At 71.1% G+C, this 15773-nt stretch carries 15 protein-coding genes; 9 read left to right on the top strand and 6 right to left on the bottom strand.

Going from position 1 to position 15773, the window contains the following annotated elements:
• Positions 1-104 precede the first annotated feature (104 nt).
• Complete coding sequence (locus ACFV0Q_RS01275; RefSeq protein ID WP_384998565.1) at positions 105-971, bottom strand: effector binding domain-containing protein; 867 nt, start codon at positions 969-971, stop codon at positions 105-107.
• 332 nt (positions 972-1303) lie between these two features.
• Positions 1304-1942, bottom strand: coding sequence for a hypothetical protein (locus ACFV0Q_RS01270; protein ID WP_384998562.1), 639 nt, complete (start codon positions 1940-1942; stop codon positions 1304-1306).
• A gap of 408 nt (positions 1943-2350) precedes the next feature.
• On the opposite strand from ACFV0Q_RS01270, the gene ACFV0Q_RS01265 reads away from it, so the two are divergent.
• On the top strand, positions 2351-3091 hold the full coding sequence (locus ACFV0Q_RS01265) for an alpha/beta hydrolase (protein ID WP_384998559.1): 741 nt from the start codon (positions 2351-2353) through the stop codon (positions 3089-3091).
• Positions 3092-3435: 344 nt separating this feature from the next.
• Positions 3436-3693 (top strand): hypothetical protein, encoded by a 258-nt coding sequence (locus tag ACFV0Q_RS01260; RefSeq protein ID WP_384998556.1) that lies wholly within the window; start codon positions 3436-3438, stop codon positions 3691-3693.
• A 21-nt stretch (positions 3694-3714) separates the two neighbouring features.
• On the opposite strand, the gene ACFV0Q_RS01255 is transcribed toward ACFV0Q_RS01260, so the two are convergent.
• Positions 3715-4344, bottom strand: a complete 630-nt coding sequence (locus ACFV0Q_RS01255; protein ID WP_384998553.1) for a class I SAM-dependent methyltransferase — start codon at positions 4342-4344, stop codon at positions 3715-3717.
• An 87-nt stretch (positions 4345-4431) separates the two neighbouring features.
• Here ACFV0Q_RS01255 and ACFV0Q_RS01250 point away from each other — a divergent pair, with 87 nt between their 5' ends.
• The 3 genes from ACFV0Q_RS01250 to ACFV0Q_RS01240 all read left to right on the top strand — a co-directional run bounded on the left by ACFV0Q_RS01250 (position 4432) and on the right by ACFV0Q_RS01240 (position 8077).
• Positions 4432-6465 (top strand): sensor histidine kinase, encoded by a 2034-nt coding sequence (locus ACFV0Q_RS01250; RefSeq protein ID WP_384998550.1) that lies wholly within the window; start codon positions 4432-4434, stop codon positions 6463-6465.
• Complete coding sequence (locus tag ACFV0Q_RS01245; RefSeq protein ID WP_384998547.1) at positions 6429-7082, top strand: LuxR C-terminal-related transcriptional regulator; 654 nt, start codon at positions 6429-6431, stop codon at positions 7080-7082. The genes ACFV0Q_RS01250 and ACFV0Q_RS01245 overlap by 37 nt, the downstream gene beginning before the upstream one ends.
• A 218-nt stretch (positions 7083-7300) precedes the next feature.
• The gene (locus ACFV0Q_RS01240; RefSeq protein ID WP_384998544.1) at positions 7301-8077 is read left to right on the top strand and encodes a VC0807 family protein; all 777 of its coding nucleotides are present in this window, start codon (positions 7301-7303) and stop codon (positions 8075-8077) included.
• A 171-nt stretch (positions 8078-8248) separates the two neighbouring features.
• Here ACFV0Q_RS01240 and ACFV0Q_RS01235 read toward each other — a convergent pair whose 3' ends face one another.
• Positions 8249-8986, bottom strand: a complete 738-nt coding sequence (locus ACFV0Q_RS01235) for an SDR family oxidoreductase (protein ID WP_384998541.1) — start codon at positions 8984-8986, stop codon at positions 8249-8251.
• Positions 8987-9128: 142 nt separating this feature from the next.
• Between ACFV0Q_RS01235 and ACFV0Q_RS01230 the strand changes: the two genes are divergently transcribed.
• The 4 genes from ACFV0Q_RS01230 to ACFV0Q_RS01215 all read left to right on the top strand — a co-directional run bounded on the left by ACFV0Q_RS01230 (position 9129) and on the right by ACFV0Q_RS01215 (position 13221).
• Positions 9129-9701: a TetR/AcrR family transcriptional regulator gene (locus ACFV0Q_RS01230; RefSeq protein ID WP_384998538.1), complete on the top strand. Its 573-nt coding sequence runs from the start codon at positions 9129-9131 to the stop codon at positions 9699-9701.
• A gap of 191 nt (positions 9702-9892) precedes the next feature.
• Positions 9893-10255: a hypothetical protein gene (locus ACFV0Q_RS01225; protein ID WP_384998576.1), complete on the top strand. Its 363-nt coding sequence runs from the start codon at positions 9893-9895 to the stop codon at positions 10253-10255.
• Positions 10252-10938, top strand: a complete 687-nt coding sequence (locus ACFV0Q_RS01220; protein WP_384998534.1) for a nucleotidyl transferase AbiEii/AbiGii toxin family protein — start codon at positions 10252-10254, stop codon at positions 10936-10938. Before ACFV0Q_RS01225 ends, ACFV0Q_RS01220 begins: the two co-directional genes overlap by 4 nt.
• Before the next feature lie 372 nt (positions 10939-11310).
• Positions 11311-13221 (top strand): SMI1/KNR4 family protein, encoded by a 1911-nt coding sequence (locus tag ACFV0Q_RS01215; RefSeq protein ID WP_384998531.1) that lies wholly within the window; start codon positions 11311-11313, stop codon positions 13219-13221.
• A gap of 21 nt (positions 13222-13242) precedes the next feature.
• On the opposite strand, the gene ACFV0Q_RS01210 is transcribed toward ACFV0Q_RS01215, so the two are convergent.
• Positions 13243-13923: a hypothetical protein gene (locus tag ACFV0Q_RS01210; RefSeq protein ID WP_384998528.1), complete on the bottom strand. Its 681-nt coding sequence runs from the start codon at positions 13921-13923 to the stop codon at positions 13243-13245.
• A gap of 104 nt (positions 13924-14027) precedes the next feature.
• Positions 14028-15368 (bottom strand): AAA family ATPase, encoded by a 1341-nt coding sequence (locus tag ACFV0Q_RS01205; RefSeq protein ID WP_384998525.1) that lies wholly within the window; start codon positions 15366-15368, stop codon positions 14028-14030.
• Between the last annotated feature and the right edge of the window lie 405 nt (positions 15369-15773).

Raw genomic sequence — 15773 nt, 5'->3', positions numbered from 1 at the left:
CTTTATCTCCACCCCATACGTCGGCGGCAGCGTCTGTTTTTTATAAGCCCCCGCCCCGGGGGCCCCGCCGCGTGCGGGGCCCCCGGCCCCCCCCACGCCGTCGTTCAGAGCGCAGTCCGCTCCACGGGGATCCACAGCTCCGCATCCGCCTGCGCGGCATCCTGCGACAGGCGGACCCGCAGGATCTCGGGTCCCGGCCGGCTCCGGTACGGATTGGACGGGAACCACTGCGTGAACACGTCACGCCAGAGGTACTGCAGCGCCTGCGGAAACGGCCCGGAGTTCTCGAAGACCGCCCACGTCCAGGCCGGCACGGTGAGCGCATCCATGTCCTCGGGCACGGCGGCACGGGTCACCGCCCCGTGGTAGTAGTCGAATTCGGTTCCCTCCGCCCGGCTCGGGTCGAGGTTCTCGCTCACCCCCACGATCCCCTGCGGCTCCTGATCGGACAGACTCTGAATGCGCTGCAGCGTCTCCCGGCCTATGCCCCGGATGAAGTCGGCGATGGCCGGGTTCACCCCCTCGTACACGAGGGGGCCGCGCGCCTTCCTTTCGACCACGCGGAACTCGTCCTTCTCCACAACCCGGTATCGCATGCTGCTACTCCCTTCGACGGTAAGGCGGAAGGACAACCGGGACTGGGACTGCAGACTCGCACCGGACCGCCTGGCCTCACCGGGACCGACGCCGTGCATGACGCGGAACGCACGCGCGAACGCCTCCCCCGACGTGTACCCGTACCGCACCGCGATCTCCAACAGCGTCCGGTCCCCGGCCAGCACCTCAGCACCAGCGACCGTGAGCCGCCTGCGCCGGATGTACTCCGACAGCGGCATTCCCGCCAGCGCGGAGAACAGCCGCCGGAAGTGGTAGTCCGAAGTCACCGCGATCCGCGCCAGGTCGGCCACCTCGATCCGCCGGTCAAGATGGCAGTCGATGTGCTCCATGGCCTGGTTCAGCCGCTCCAGCATCCCGGCCTCCTTCCCTTTCGATCACTCACGTTAGGAAGGAGCCACCCTGCCGTACCCGACATCCTGTGCCCGATCCGGTCGGGTACGGGGGGCTGGGCGATGCGCTCCGGTGCGCCTCCGGCGCCGTCATGGCGGCGGCCTTCCAGCCCTTCGTCATGCTCCCTGGGCTGTGAGCCGGCCGATGGCCCGGAGTGACCTGCCTTCGGGCGGCCAGGCTGCGGGTTGGGCTGGTAGGCGGCCATGCTCGCCACGTTGACCAGTACCCCGCGCCCCGCCGTGCGGCCCATCGGCCGCTCGCGCCGCTGAGCGATCCTCCGAATCCTCAGGGGGTGTCAGTCCTTCGGCAGGGGCAGCAGTTCCGCGTGCCTGACCGTGTAGCCGCCCTGGGTCACCGGGGCGTACGGGGCGGGAGCCATGCAGGTGCCGACGGGGGCGTCCGCGGGAGGGGTGTCGCCGCCCGGCAGCAGGTTCACGCCGTTCCAGGAGAAGCCCACGCGGTCGTCGGAGCGTCCCTTGTCCTTGCCGCCGTCGTAGACGCTGAACCCGACCCGCTTGCCGAGGTCGTCAGGGCCGCCCGGGCTCACCTTGGTGATGACCGCCGTCAGCGTTGCGGTGTGGGGGCCCGTGACCAGGCAGTCCACGCGGCCTTCGGACGTGTAGGTGATGTTCCGCTCGGCGGAGTAGTGGGAGACCTTGACCGTGCCCCGGGCGTCGGTCGGAAGTCCCGTGGGGATTCCGGGCAGCGGCTGGGTGTACGGGGCGCCGTGCGCGTCGAAGCTGAACGAGCGGACGTCGTGGTCCGGGTAGTAGGGCAGGACGAACTCCGCGCTTCCCGTGACGCTCGCGTACGCGGCCCGGTCGGCCCGCTGCTCGGCGGAGGCGACGGGGGCGGCACTCAGGGGCAGGCCTACGGCGAGGGCGGCCAGTACGGCCGGGAGGGCCAACGTCCTGGGGCGGAGCAGGTAAGTCACGGGATTCTCCTGGCGGTTGAGGTCTCACTGACCGGGCAACCCCATCCTCGCGGCCGCCTCCCGCCGGGCCATCCGCCTCGATCCGTAACTCACCACGGGTCCGCCTCAGACCCGGGACCGACCGGCATCAGCCTGGAGTCGCAGAGCCCCCGGGTAGGCGCTGACAACGGCTGGACGGCGTGAGCCGAGTCGCCGTGGGTGATGAGGCGGCAGAGGGCGAGTTCTGGCAGAAACTCGTTTGGCGGACCACCGCGACCACTGCTACTTTCGCGGAGGCCGTGCGAGAGAACGAGGAGGTGGTACCCGTGAACGCAGTTTCGACATGGGTGCTCCCCTCCGGGGTCACGGTCGGGCGATAGACAGGTCGTCCGGGAGCGCCGTTCCAGTGCACTCCCGAAAGGCACGACCATGCATTTCATTTCCGAGCAGCGCCTCGACGACGGCGTACTCGAACGCGAATTCACCCTCGGCGAGATCCCCGGCATCCTGTGGACGCCCGCATCGGCATCCGCATCCGCACCGGCGCCGCTGATCCTGCTCGGCCACCCTCCCCTCGGGCTGCGAAGGATGCACCCCCGACTGGTGGCCCGGGCCCGGCACTCCGCGGCGGAGGGCTTCGCCACGGCCACCATCGAGCTCCCCGGAAGCGGCGACCGGCCCCGTTGGCCCGCCGTCGAGCAGGCCCGCGCCGACTTGCGCCGGGCGATGGAGGCCGGCGAGCCGGTCAGCGACGAGATCGTCGACGCCCTCGTCCTCCCGCTGGTCGACAAGGCGGTCCCGGAATGGCAGGCCGCCCTGGACGCCCTCCTTCCGCTGCCCGAGATCGGCGGCCCGGTCGGGTACTCGGGGGGAGTGATCTCCATCGGCATCCGGCTGGCGGTGGTCGAGCCTCGCATCTCGGCCGCCGTTCTGTTCGCCGGGAGTTTCGTGCCTCGCGCCCTGTTCGAGGAGGCCCGGCAGGTCACCATCCCCCTGCACGTCCTGCTGCAGTGGGACGACGAAGGGAACGACCGGCAGGCGGCCCTGGACCTGTTCGACGCCTTCGGCTCCAAGGAGAAGTCCCTGCACGCCCATCTCGGCGGGCACACAGGCGTTCCGCAGTTCGCGGGGGACGCCGCGGGTCAGTTCTTCACACGGCATCTGACGTGAGGCCGGGCCGTCAGACCGGCAGCAGACGGTAGCTGACGTCGGTCGGCATACCGCTCATCGAGGACGGGGCCCGGCCCTCCTCGGCTTTCCATACCGTGGGGCCCCTGCTGAACTCTCGGCAGGGGCCCGTAATGAATCCGTGTAACTGTGACGGTCTCGACCGGTTATGCCCGCTTCCCTCTCCACCACGAGCCCGGCCCCGGGAGCGGTCACCCGCCTGGACCGGTGAGGTGAACCTGTACGTCGGATGGCGGCGGGGAGGGGTGGCAGCAGTGGCAGTCCGTCCAGTCGCACCCAAGGCTCGTCGCGGGAGACGAGTACGAGGGAAGGGAGGGCAGCAGCCAATGCCACGATCCGAGGAGGAGGGCATCACCGCGCGCCCGATCGGTACGGAGGATCAGCGACGGGGCAGAGCCGCACACCTGCGGACTGCCATCAGGCGGACCAATCTGCTACCGGCGTTCTTGGTGCTCACGGTCATGATGGTGGCCTTGTGGCTCATGGGGATGCCGTTCCTGCAGGCCCTGACGATTTCGACCGCAGTGAAGATCGCGGTGGCTCTGCTCGAACTCCGTCGGCTGCCCGGCCTTCCCGACAGCTGACGCGGGCCCCGTCACCGCGTGTCAGCCGAGGCGGGCCAGCAAGTGGGCGTCGAGGAAGCCCCGTTCGGAGGCCGGGTCGTGGATCAGCCGGGCGAACGTGACGAGCCCGGCTCCGGCCAGCAACTCGGCGAACCGGTCCACCGGCCAGCTGTAGGCGGACGTCACCTTGTGGTCGAAGCGGACCGGCTCCGGTCCGTCGGTCCCGAAGAACGAGACCAGGAGCAGGCCCCCTGGCGCCAGGACGCGCACCTGCTCGGCGAGGAGCGCGGGCAGTTCCCCGGGCGGGGTGTGGATCATCGAGTAGTGGGCCAGTACGCCGCCGAGTACGCCGTCCTCGACCGGCAGGGCCTCCATCCGCGCCTCGTCGAACCGCAGCACCGGATGGGCCCGCCGGGCGTGGTCGACCATCGCCGGGGAGAGGTCGAGCCCTAAGGCGTCCAGCCCCAGGTCGTGCAGCATGGCCGTCAGATGTCCGGGCCCGCACCCGACGTCGGCTGCCCGCGGGTTCCCCGTCCCGCGCACCAGCTCGGCGAAGGTGGTGATCATGGCCCGCGCGAACGGCTGCGCCTCCAGTCGGCCGGCGAACATCGACGCGTACAGCTCGACGATCCCGTCGTAGGCCGCCCTGGTCTCCTCCTGGTGCTCCACCACGGCAAAGAAGCTAACATCCGCGCGCGTTCGCGGCCTGGTCAACCGCTTGAGGCCGAAGAGCTCGAACGGGCGTGCCAAACTGGCCCGGTGCTTGCTCCGATCGGCCGGGAAGAACGACGTGAGGCGCCGACCGGAGCGGTCGGCGCCCTGATGAGGCTGCGGGCGCACGCGGCGGCGCCGCTGCGCGGCGTGGCGCTGGTGGCGCTGGGACTGGTGGGGCTGGCGGCCTTCGTGCCCGCCCTGGTCGCGGTGGGCCTGGGTGCGGTGGGCGTGCTGGACGTGGTCCGGCGGCTGCCGCGGCTGCGGCGCGAGCTGGCCGGCCGGTGGTCGGACGTACCCGTGGACGATCCCTATCTGCCGGAGCCGCCGGAGCCCCGCCGGCGTGACAGCGGTCTGTACCGCGACGGCAGGCAGCTGTACGCCTCGTACGGCTCGGCGTTGCGCCAGCGGCGGGTGCGGCAGATGCGGCGGGATCCGGCGACGCGGCGGGACCTGGCGTTCCTCGCGCTCGACCCGTTGGCCGGGGTTCCGGTCGCGGCGTTGCCCGTGGTGCTGGTGGGCGGTGGTCTGTACGGCGTGGTGGCGGCCGCGAGCCGGGCCGTCGCCGGCGTCGCGCCGCCCGGGGCGGCGTGGGCCGGTACGGCGGTGGTCGCGGGGGCCGGGCTGGTGTCCGTCGCGACGGGGCTGACCGTGGGGCCACTGGTGCTGTGGGTGCACGGGTGCTGGACGCGGCTGTTGCTGGCCCGCCGGGTCGCGGCGCCGGTGGTGTCCGACGAGGGCACGCTGGGCAGGCGCCTGCGGTTGCTGGGCGCCGGAGCCCTGTTGACGTTGCTGTCGGTGGCCGGCGCGGTGCTGGCGGCCGTGCAGGTGGTGGCACTGGTGGTCGGACTGTGCACCGGCCTGGTGGTGCTCTACCTGAAGACCGTGGAGCTCAGCCACCGCTTCGTCACGCTGTACCGGCGGCTGGCCGGGGACTGGGTGGGCGTGGAGATCCCGGTGCCCTACCTCGCCGCGCCGGAGCCCGTGGAGCGCGGTGCGGACGGCTACTACCAGTACGGGCGGCGGCTGTACCGGGCCCCGTACCTGGTGCGGCAGTTGCAGCTGATGCGTCACACGCTGACGGATCCGGCGGTGTGGCGGGATCTGGTGTGGCTGGTGGTCAATCCGGTGGCGGCCGCGGTGCTGCTGCTGGCGCCGCTGGCCGTGGTGGGGTTCTCGCTGTTCGGGCTGGTGGTGCCGAGCGTGCTGGACGGGGTGACGGGCGGCACGGGCCCGTACACCTTCTGGGACGAGGCGCTGCGGCAAGTGCCGCCGGGCCAGGCGCTCGCCGGCGTCCCGTGGGCCGCGGCTCCGGTGGGCGCGGTGCTGGCGGCGGCGGCGTCGTGGGCGGCGCCGTACGCGCTGCGGGCGCACGCCCGGTTCGGGCTGCTGCTGCTGCGGCCGACCCGGCACGCCCAGCTGGCGCGGCGGGTGGAGCGGCTGACGGAGACCCGCGCGGACGCCACCGGGGTGCAGGCCGCCGAGCTGCGCCGGATCGAGCGGGACCTGCACGACGGGGCCCAGGTGAGCCTGGTGGCGATCGGGATGACGCTGCGGGTGGTCGAGCGGCGGCTCGGCGACGAGGCGCCGGAGCTGCGCGAGCTGGTGGCCGAGGCGCGCCGGCAGTCGTCGACGGCGCTGGCGCAGCTGCGGGACCTGGTGCGGGGCATCCACCCTCCGGTGCTCGCGGAGCGGGGCGTGGGCGACGCGGTACGGGCGGTGGCGCTGGACTGCCCGCTGGACGTCGAGGTGACGGTGGACGTCGCCGGGCGGCCGGAGGCGCCGGTGGAGGCGTGCGCGTACTTCGCGGTGTGCGAGGTCCTCGCCAACGCCGCCAAGCACTCGGGGGCTTCCCGGGTGCGCATCGACCTGCGGCACTCGGACGGGGTGCTGCGGATGACGGTGACCGATGACGGCCGCGGCGGGGCCGATCTCGCCAAGGGAACGGGCCTGCGGGGCGTGCGCCGGCGGCTCGGTACATTCGACGGAGACCTGTTCGTGAGCAGCCCGGTGGGCGGCCCGACCATAGTGACCATGGAGCTGCCATGCGTGTTGTCCTCGCCGAGGACCAGTACCTCCTGAGGGAGGGGATGGTGCGGCTGCTGGAGTCGTACGACTTCGAGGTGGTCGCGGCCGTCGACAACGGACCGGGGTTGTCGCGGGCGTTGCTGGAGCACCGGCCGGACGTGGCGGTGGTCGACGTGCGGCTGCCGCCGACGTTCACGGACGAGGGGCTGCAGGCGGCGCTGGCGGCGCGCCGGGAGATACCGGGGCTGCCGGTGCTGGTGCTGTCGCAGCACGTGGAGCAGTTGTACGCGCGCGAGCTGCTGGCCGACGGGCGGGGCGGGATCGGGTACCTGCTCAAGGACCGGGTCTTCAGTGACGAGGAGTTCGTCGACGCGCTGCGCCGGGTGGCGGGCGGCGGGACCGCGATGGATCCCGAGGTGATCTCCAAGCTGGTGGCCCGGGGCGAGCGGAACGGGCCGTTGGCGTCGTTGACGTCGCGCGAGCTCCAGGTGCTGGAGCTGATGGCGGAGGGCCGGTCCAACGCGGGCATCTCGCAGGAGCTGCACCTGAGCGACAGCGCCGTCAGCAAGCACTCGGCGAGCATCTTCACCAAGCTGGGGCTGATGCAGGACAACAGCGACAACCGGCGGGTGCTGGCCGTACTGGCGTACCTGAACGCGCCCCAGGGCTGACGGACGACCACGGCGGCCCGCCGCAGCGCCACCGCCTGACCTCCACCGCCCCACACCCACCCCCGGCAGCCCACGGCTCCTGGGGTGGAGTTTTCTCCACCCCAGGTGTGCTCACAGCTCCATTACGACGCCCTGGCCCGCCCCGTAGCGTCATGGATGTGAAGGCGGCCGGACAACGGAACGGGCCGGTCGAGGCAAGGCGAGGGGAACACACGGTGATGACGGTGGAGCAGCGGCAGCGGCAGCGGCAGCGGCAGCGGCAGCGGACGAACGCGCGGCAGGCCGACGAGCAGCAGCCGGCCGCCGCGGCCCCGCAGCAGAACGCGGGTCCGCAGGACACCGGAGCGAAGCCGAAGGACCCGAAGGACCTGAAGGACGCGAAGGACCCGAAGGGCCCCAAGGCGGCCCTGATCCGCACGGCATTCATGGACGTCGGCGTGCCGCTCGGGCTCTACTACGGGCTGCGGGCGGCCGGCCTCGGCCAGTGGCTCTCGCTGCTGATCAGCGGCGCCCTGCCGCTGGGACAGCTGGTGTACAAGATGGTCACCGAACGCCGCGTCGCCGCCGTCACCCTCTTCACCCTCAGCGTCATGGCCTGCGGCACCGCCATCACGCTCGTCACCGGCGACGCCCGGCTGCTGCTGGCCCGCGAGAGCTACCTGACCGGCCTGCTCGGCGTGTGGATGATCGGCACCCTGTTCGCCAAGCGGCCCTTCATGTTCACCACGATGGTCAAGATGCTGCCCGAGGAGACCGCTCGCACCTGGCACTCCAACTGGGAGCAGCACGCCCGCTTCCGCAGCGTGATGCGCTGGATGTCGGTGGCCTGGGGCGCGGCCTTCCTGATCGACTCCGCGGCCCGCATCGTCATGGCGTACACCCTGCCCGTCGACCTCGTCCCGGTGCTCTCGGTGGTCATGCTGGTCGGCATGCTGATGATCGTCGTCCGGGTCAGCAAGGCCTACGGCCGCCGCGTCATGGCAAAGATCGCCTGACCTCCCGCTACGACGCTCCCCCACCCCAGGGCCCGGCCCCCGGCCGGCTGGCCGAGAAGTTGCGCACACAGGTCGACCGGCCAGCCTCTGGTTGGCGCAGACACCGGCACAACTCGGTAAACAATGGCGCCGACAGCGCGGGCGCGGATGCGAGCGGCTCCTGGGGCGTTGTCAGGCTTGGGCGGTGGGCCGGACGACGATCTCGCTGACATCGACGCCCTCGGGCTGCTCGATCGCGTAGCCGATGGCGGAGGCGACGGCGGAGGGCGGCATGGCGATCTCGTCGCGCTGCCGGGTCATCGCGGCCGCGACCTCGGGGCTCGCTCCCTTGCCGACGCCCTCGGTGTTGGTGAAGCCGGGCGAGACGAGGGTCACCCGCAGGTCAGGACCCGATTCTTGGCGCAGGCCCTCGGTGAGTACCTTCACCGCCGTCTTGGTGGCCGCGTAGACCGCCTGGGGGGACTTGACGACGTAGGCCGCGGTGGAGCAGACGTTGACGAACTGGCCGGAGCGCTGCCGGCGGAAGACGGGCAGGGCCGCCCCGATGCCGTTGAGCAGGCCGGTGATGTGGGTCGAGACCATGGCGTCCCAGTCGTCCTGGCGCAGGTCGTCGAACGGCGAGACGGCCATCGTGCCCGCGTTGGAGATGAGGACGTCGAGCCGGCCGAACTGTTCGACGGCCGTGTCCGTCAGGCGCCGGAGATCCTCGCGGCGCGTGACGTCGACGATGACGCCGGTGGCGGTGCCGCCCTTGGCCGTGATGCCGTCCACGACCGCGTTGAGCCGGTCCTCCCTGCGAGCGCCGAGTACGAGCCGGGCGCCCCTCTCGGCGAGGTAGGCCGCGGTCGCTTCGCCGATGCCGCTGCTGGCACCTGTGATCGCGATGACCTTGCCCTGGATACCCGACATGATCAGCTTCCTTTCGTGGGTGTGCGCCGGTCGGTGTGGTGACCTACAGTGAAACCGGGGGTGTCCCCACTTAATTCAGGCTAAGTGGGGGCGTCTCCGTTTGGCAAGCCGACGGACACCTGAGAGGGGATGGCGAGCACTGATGGCCGACGGAGCGCACCGACCGTTGCGGGCCGACGCACGGCGCAACAGGGAGAAGATCCTCACCGCCGCCGTGCACGTGTTCACGACGCAGGGGCTGGACGCGCAGATGGAGCGCATCGCCAAGGAGGCGGGCGTGGGCAGCGCGACCCTGTACCGCAACTTCCCCACCCGGGAGGCTCTGGTCGAGGCGGTCTACCGCAACGAGGTGGCCCACCTGTGCGACGCGGCCCCCGCTCTGCTCGCACAGAAGTCACCTGCCGAAGCCCTGCGCGCGTGGACACGTCTCTTCCTGGACTACGTCACCGCCAAATACGGCATGATCGACGCACTGCGCGCCATCGCCGCCACGGGAGGCAACCCCTACGGCCACAGCCGCGAAATGATCCAGGCCGCCATCACCTCACTCATGGACGCGTGCGCGGCCGCCGGGGTGATCCGTACCGACATCAGGCCCACCGACATCGGCGCCGCCCTCGAAGGCATCGCCCTAACCTCGGCGGGCGTTGAACACCGACGGCAGGCTGAGCGTCTGCTCGACCTCACCCTGGACGGCCTCACGGTCCGCCGGTGAGAACACGTCCTGGGCGCGCTACCACCGGGGCTCACGCGGTCATCCCTCGCCGGTCCCGTCCTCGTCCTCGTCCAGCTCAGGCGTGTCCGGATCACGCGGCGGGCGGGGTTCCCGCGCGCCCCTGACAGCATCTCCTGCTCCGTTTGCGGTACCCGGGACGGGCGGGGCGCGGGATAATCGGGTTCATGGTCATGGAACCCTCCGCCGATCCCGCTGCCCGCCCGGCCGGGGCGGTGCTGTACGCCCGGTACGCCGGACGGCTGCCCGCCGCGCTGGAGAAGCTCGCCGGGCCCGCGCACGGCGTGGTGGAGGTCCCCCTCCATGTGGCCTGGTCCGGGCTGCGGGCCTACGACCTCGACCGGCCGCGCCTGCGGATGGGCCTCTACCGGACCGTCCTGGCCGAGGGCGGGCACGAGGACCTGGTGACCCTGCTGAACCACGACCTCCTCGTGGCCCAGTGGCCCGTGCTCCGTACGCTGATCAGCAGGCACGTCCGTACAGCCTGGGAGGACGCCTTCCCCGAGCTCGCGGCCCCGGTGTCCAGCGCCGCGTGAACCTCAGCGACCTGCACCGCCGGCTCCTCTCGGCCGTCATCGACATCGGCGCCCCCTACCCCCTGGTCCTCACGGGCGGGTACGCGGTCCAGGCCCACGGCCTCGTCGACCGGCTGAGCCAGGACCTCGACGTCGCCACCGAGGACCCCTCCCCCATGGCCGAGATCGTGGCCGTGCTGGAGGCGGGCCTGATCGCGCGCGGCTGGCGCGTCCGGGTGATCGACGTGGACTCCCTCTCCGCCCGTCTCATGGCCACCGACGCGCAGGGCGGCGACACCTGCGAGGTCGATGTGCTGAAGGAGCACTTCTGGGCCCCGCCCGCCCAGACCGAGTACGGCCCCGTGCTCGCCTTCGACTCCGTCATCGGTACGAAGGTCCGCGCCCTGGCCGACCGGGGCGCCGTACGCGACCTCATCGACGTACACGCGGCCTCCCGCCACCGCAGCACCCCCGAACTCGAACACCTGGGCGAACGCCACGGCCGCGACGAGTTCCGGCTGGAGGACCTGCGCGACCGCCTGGTCGGCGCCGACTGGGCCGACGACACCGAGTTCGCGGCGTACGGCCTCACCGACGACGAGACGGCCGAACTGCGCACCTGGGCCCGGGAATGGGCCGACGACCTCAACCGCCGCCTCCACCAGCACGATGACGACGGGGACGAGGACGCGGGCGAATCCTGACCCCGCGTCCCGGTCCTGCCCGTCGACTCGTGCCGGGAACACGTTCTCGCGTCAGCTGGCCGAGATCGACAGCCATCCCCGCGTGCGCGGGGAGCAGTTCACGCTCAACGGAGCCGGCGCCGACAACCAGGGGTCATCCCCGCCTGCGCGGGGAGCAGACTCACAGGCCTGGGACTTTAGGCGAGCCGGAAGGTGTTTGCGAGCACTTTCGGCAAGTCCGGCAATCGGGGTATGCCCGACACGTTCGGCCCGGTTCTCCTACAGCAACGACAGACCGGCCTGTAGCGGAAAATGACGGCCCGTCCGCCTGGTCGTGGCCGCACCAGGACAGGGACGACTCCGTTGTCGGTGCCGGGTGACACCATCCGGCTCATGAGTGGCGAATCTTTCCACTGGCACGAGTTCCTGGGACGGTGGCAGGAGGAGTGGGTTCCGCGCGTGGACCCGGACGAAGGTGAGGATGAGGACCAGGACGAGGACGGCGAGCTGACCCTCCTTGGACCGGGCAGGCCCGGGGCGGACGAGACGGCTATCGCCGCGGCCGAGGAGCGGTTGGGGCGGCGGCTGCCGTCCTCGTACCGGGAGTTCCTGGCTGTGAGCGACGGCTGGCATGTGGACCAGATGGCCGGGGTCTATCAGCTCGGCGGTGCCGCGGAGATCGACTGGTTCCGGGATCCGTACGGCTTGACCCCGCTGTACGAGGAGAGTCTGGGCGACGACCCGCGCGAGGAGGACGTCCTGCTGGCCGGGATGTGGCAACGGGCGCTGCGGCTGGAGACGGACTCCGACATGTCGTACGCCCTGCTCGACCCGGGCGACAGCGACCAGCACGGCGAGTGGGCGCTCTACCTCTACAAGGGCTGGAGCGGTGAACTGCCGGACCGCTACCCGTCGTTCCGTGCGTACATGGAGGCCATGTACCGCGGTTTCCACTCCACCCGGGTGGAGCGGGACGACTTCGTGAACGCGACCACGCGGGCCCAGGACGCCCATGTGGAGGAGGCACGCCTGCTGGCCCTGCGCGGGCGGTACGAGGAGGCCCTGCCCCTGCTGGAGGAGGCGCTGTCCTTCGGACGGCCCCACAGCGGCGTCCTGCTCAACCAGCTCCGGCAGCTTGCGGCTCCGCACGGCTCCCGGGATTACGGCGACCTGGCGGCCGATCCGCGCTACCTGCCCGAGGTCCTGCCCGTGCAGGTCATCCCGCCGGCCGGCGGCGAATGGCGGCTGGGCGGGGACGACCACTGGCTCGGGATGATGACCGCCCGCGGGACCGACCGGACGACCGCCGAGGCCGTACTGAGCACGATGCGGGACGGCACCCATCACTACGCGCCTCCCGGTTCGTGGGGCCGGGCCGTGGCCGAGGCCCGGGAGTCGGCCCGCTGGGGGGCGACCGACGCCGCGTGGCGGGTACTGAGGGAGGCGCTCCCGCTGTGGGAGGCTCCCGGGCCCTCGCTGATCGCCCCGATCGGCCTGCTCGCCGATCCGGTCCTGGGTGCGCTGGTCACCCCGGAGCGTGGGCGGGAAGTCCTCGCGACACCGCGGTCCGGGCAGACGGGACCCGCTCCCGAGCCGGTGCCCGATCTCGACCCGCCGAGCCTCGCCTGGCTGGCAGAGCGTGCTGCGAACCGTAGCCCGCTGAACGGATTCCGCTGTGTCTGGGTGGAGGGGATCGACCCCACCCTCCTGCCTGCCCTGATAGGTGAGGAAGGTGCCGAACTGAGCGCGCCCACCGATCGACGCGCCTCCTGGCGGGGACCCAGGCCCCACGAGCGTGAGGGCGTGGAACTCTGGGAGGACCGGGCCGTGGTCGCCGTCGGCCGCACCGCAGGGGCATGGGCCTTCGCCTTCGACGGCGACTCCCCGCACCTGGGCGAGCGGTTCGTGTCCCCCGCCGCGGCCGCATCCGCATCCGGCCGCGCGGTGGTGGTGTGGCGCGACCCGAGACGCTCCTCCCCGGGTGACCACCCCACCGCGTTCCACCTGTCGATGGCCGGACGGGGCGAGGAGCTCTACGCGTTCACCGTGCGGGGTACGGAGATCCAGCGCTCCGGCGCGATACCCGAGGCCCTGGACCCCGCACGGCTGTTCCGCCCGGAGGACACCGAGCCGGACAACGAACTGCGTGTACTTCAGGCCCTCCACACCGAACTCGGACTCTCGCTCCCCCGCTTCGCACTGACCCAAGGCCGCCTCCACACCCTCACCACCCGCTCCTGGACCCGGGCACCCCGCGCGGGCGAGGGGTACGCCTACATCAGCTTCGCGCGACACCGGCCCTGACCGCCGGTGGAGCGGTCGGCATCAGGTCCTGGGGCGGGTCCCGGTTGAGGCCTCGCTCGACAGCGCCGCGCCACCCGGGGTGGTCTCCGCCTCGACCACGCACCTGCGCCATTCGTCGATCGCGAGAACCGTCCCGGCGCCCATGACCACCAGGGCCACTGGTCTCGGCAGTCTCAGCATGGCCTGCACCACGGCGGAGAACGGCGACTCGGCTATCGCCCCGACGATCTCGTCCGCTTCGTCGGTACGCCCTGCCCGCCGGTGTTCATGCCAGCCGCCGAGGAGGGTCTTCGCCGTGACGAAGGCTGCCTTCCGGCCTCTGACCAGGGTCGGACGGTTGAGTCCGAAGACGTCGATCGTCGCGGCACCCTTCGGCGTGATCCCGTCGTACACCCCTGTGGCGAGGAAGAGGACCAGGTGGGACGCGGGGTCGTCGACGGTCGGGTCGATCAGCAGGCAGGTGCCGGTTTCATCACGCGGGTACTTGTGACCCTTGGTGTTGCTGTTGCAGTAGGAGCAGGCGAGCAGATGGTTCGGCCAGTCGAAGGCGCGCAGCGGGTCGTCGGCGATCGGCTGGAAGTGGTCGATGTCGGTGCCCTGGCTGTCGTCGCAGTACATGCACCGCTCGATGCCGGGTGCCATCTGTCTGAGCAGACCCCGGACGTGCTTCTTGGCCGCGGTCGCGCTGCGCCACTGTTTCACGGCGGTGGTGTACCGCTCCGTCGTGGGCGCCGCGGCGATCGTCTCCGTTCGCCTTGCCAGCAGTGTCTGTGTCGCCGTCGGCGCGGAAGGGCGGCGAAGGGGGATCACTGGTCACCGGCCAGACGGGCGGTCACCTCGGACACGCGCGTTTCGAGGGAGCTGGTGAGGAGCTCGCTGAGCCGCTCGTACTCGCGGATCTCCTCCTTGTCGGCCGTTCCCGCGTACACCAGCCGCTCCAGGACGACGAGCTGCTTCCGCTTCTCCTCGGCACGGTCCGAGTACGGCGTTTCCATGCCGAAGAGTTCGGAGAGTGCCGCATCGTCCCCGCTTCCGTAGACGATGCGCCGGTAGAGGTCCTGATCCACGACCTCTGCCGGACCGTCCTCGTTCGGCCCGGGCAGCCTGATCAGGCTGCCTTCGTCCGCGGCCTGGCAGATGTACGGGCTGTGGCTGGAGACGATGAACTGGATGTGGGGGAAGTGCTCGCGCAGCCATGTGCCGATCTTGCGCTGCCAGGTGACGTGGAGGTGGGCGTCCACCTCGTCGATCAGCACCACACCCGGCGCCGTGACGGCGAGCCCGCCGCCGTCGCGCGGCTCGGTGTCGAGGGCTCCGTAGACCGCGTGGATCTGCCGGACGATGTCCAGGACGAGTGCCGCGACGGTCCGGTAGCCGTCGCTCATCTCGCGCAGCGGATAGCCCGGGCCGGCCTGTCCCCGCCGGGTGACCCATACGCCGTCGGAGGTGACCTTCTTGATCTGGAATCCGTCGGGCAGCAGTCCGTCGCCCAGCAGCCGCAGGACGGCTTTCAGCAGGTCGCCGGCGCCGGGCTGCTTCTCGAGCTGGCGCAGACGCAGGTCGATCAGCCAGGAGACGCCCTCGGCCAGCGAGGCGTCCTCATGGAAGAGGGTGGCCATGCGGCTGGCGGGCCCCTGGGCGAGCATCACCCGGTACGCCTCGCCGGAACCGCCCACCAGCCTTCTGAACGGGCCGTAGCCGGCGCAGAACCAACCGCGTGTGGTTTCTGCCCACGGCCCCCGGAAGGAGCGCTCGTTGTCCGAAGTCGACAGAACGGTTCGCGGCTCTGCCACGTGGCCGGGCGTCGAGGGGTCGGGTCGTGTCCAGTCCATGCGCAGGGGCAATGCCCCGCCAGGCCTGCGTCCTGATCCCGCGAAGGAGTCCGCCGCAGGGTCGTGGACGACATGTACTTCGGCCGAGCCTGCGCCGGCACCGGCCGACACCCAGTCGCTGAAGTCGGCCACCAGGCCTCGGGCGACCGACGGGCCGCCGAGAGCCAGGGCGATGGCTTGGAGGAACGTCGACTTCCCGGAACTGTTGCGCCCCGCGACCACGGTCCAGCCGCCTTGGCCGGGCAGCACCAGATCGACGGCGCGTGATCCGCCGAAGCCCTTGATATCCGTGAGCCGGACCTTCGTGACGTACACCGCGCCCGTCTTCCCTCCAGTCGGTGCGCACCTGCTGAAGCCTGATGAAGAAGCAAGAACGCGTCTGACATGCCCACTCTCTCATGGGCGCCGCGAGGCAGACGGCCGACCGGCACCACGTTCGTCGATCGCGCCATCCCTCCGGACGGGTGGTCGTTTCCCGGTTTCCCAGGTGAGGGACGGATCAGTCCCACCAGAAGTCCCAGCCGTGGGCACCGGTGCTCCCCATCGCTGACTACCGCGGAGAACTTGGCGGTGTCGTTGTCGTAGTTACAGGGTCCGACCCAGCCCGCGGCCGTCAACGCCTCGGCACCGGACGCTGCGGCGACCAGCCCCAGACGTGTCTGGGGGCGCTCGGCAAGGAACGCCTGCGCGAAATCGGATGCCAGTTGATCGGGGTTCTCT

The organism is Streptomyces sp. NPDC059564 (assembly GCF_042735575.1).
Classification (GTDB): domain Bacteria; phylum Actinomycetota; class Actinomycetes; order Streptomycetales; family Streptomycetaceae; genus Streptomyces.
This window is presented reverse-complemented; position numbering and strand designations above follow the sequence as displayed.

Bases quoted from the DNA above. Each gene is read 5' to 3' on its own strand.
- ACFV0Q_RS01275 (WP_384998565.1), bottom strand. From the start codon at position 971: ATGCTGGAGCGGCTGAACCAGGCCATGGAGCACATCGACTGCCATCTT.
- ACFV0Q_RS01265 (WP_384998559.1), top strand. From the start codon at position 2,351: ATGCATTTCATTTCCGAGCAGCGCCTCGACGACGGCGTACTCGAACGC.
- ACFV0Q_RS01260 (WP_384998556.1), top strand. From the start codon at position 3,436: ATGCCACGATCCGAGGAGGAGGGCATCACCGCGCGCCCGATCGGTACG.
- ACFV0Q_RS01245 (WP_384998547.1), top strand. From the start codon at position 6,429: ATGCGTGTTGTCCTCGCCGAGGACCAGTACCTCCTGAGGGAGGGGATG.
- ACFV0Q_RS01240 (WP_384998544.1), top strand. From the start codon at position 7,301: ATGACGGTGGAGCAGCGGCAGCGGCAGCGGCAGCGGCAGCGGCAGCGG.
- ACFV0Q_RS01235 (WP_384998541.1), bottom strand. From the start codon at position 8,986: ATGTCGGGTATCCAGGGCAAGGTCATCGCGATCACAGGTGCCAGCAGC.
- ACFV0Q_RS01230 (WP_384998538.1), top strand. From the start codon at position 9,129: ATGGCCGACGGAGCGCACCGACCGTTGCGGGCCGACGCACGGCGCAAC.
- ACFV0Q_RS01225 (WP_384998576.1), top strand. From the start codon at position 9,893: ATGGAACCCTCCGCCGATCCCGCTGCCCGCCCGGCCGGGGCGGTGCTG.
- ACFV0Q_RS01215 (WP_384998531.1), top strand. From the start codon at position 11,311: ATGAGTGGCGAATCTTTCCACTGGCACGAGTTCCTGGGACGGTGGCAG.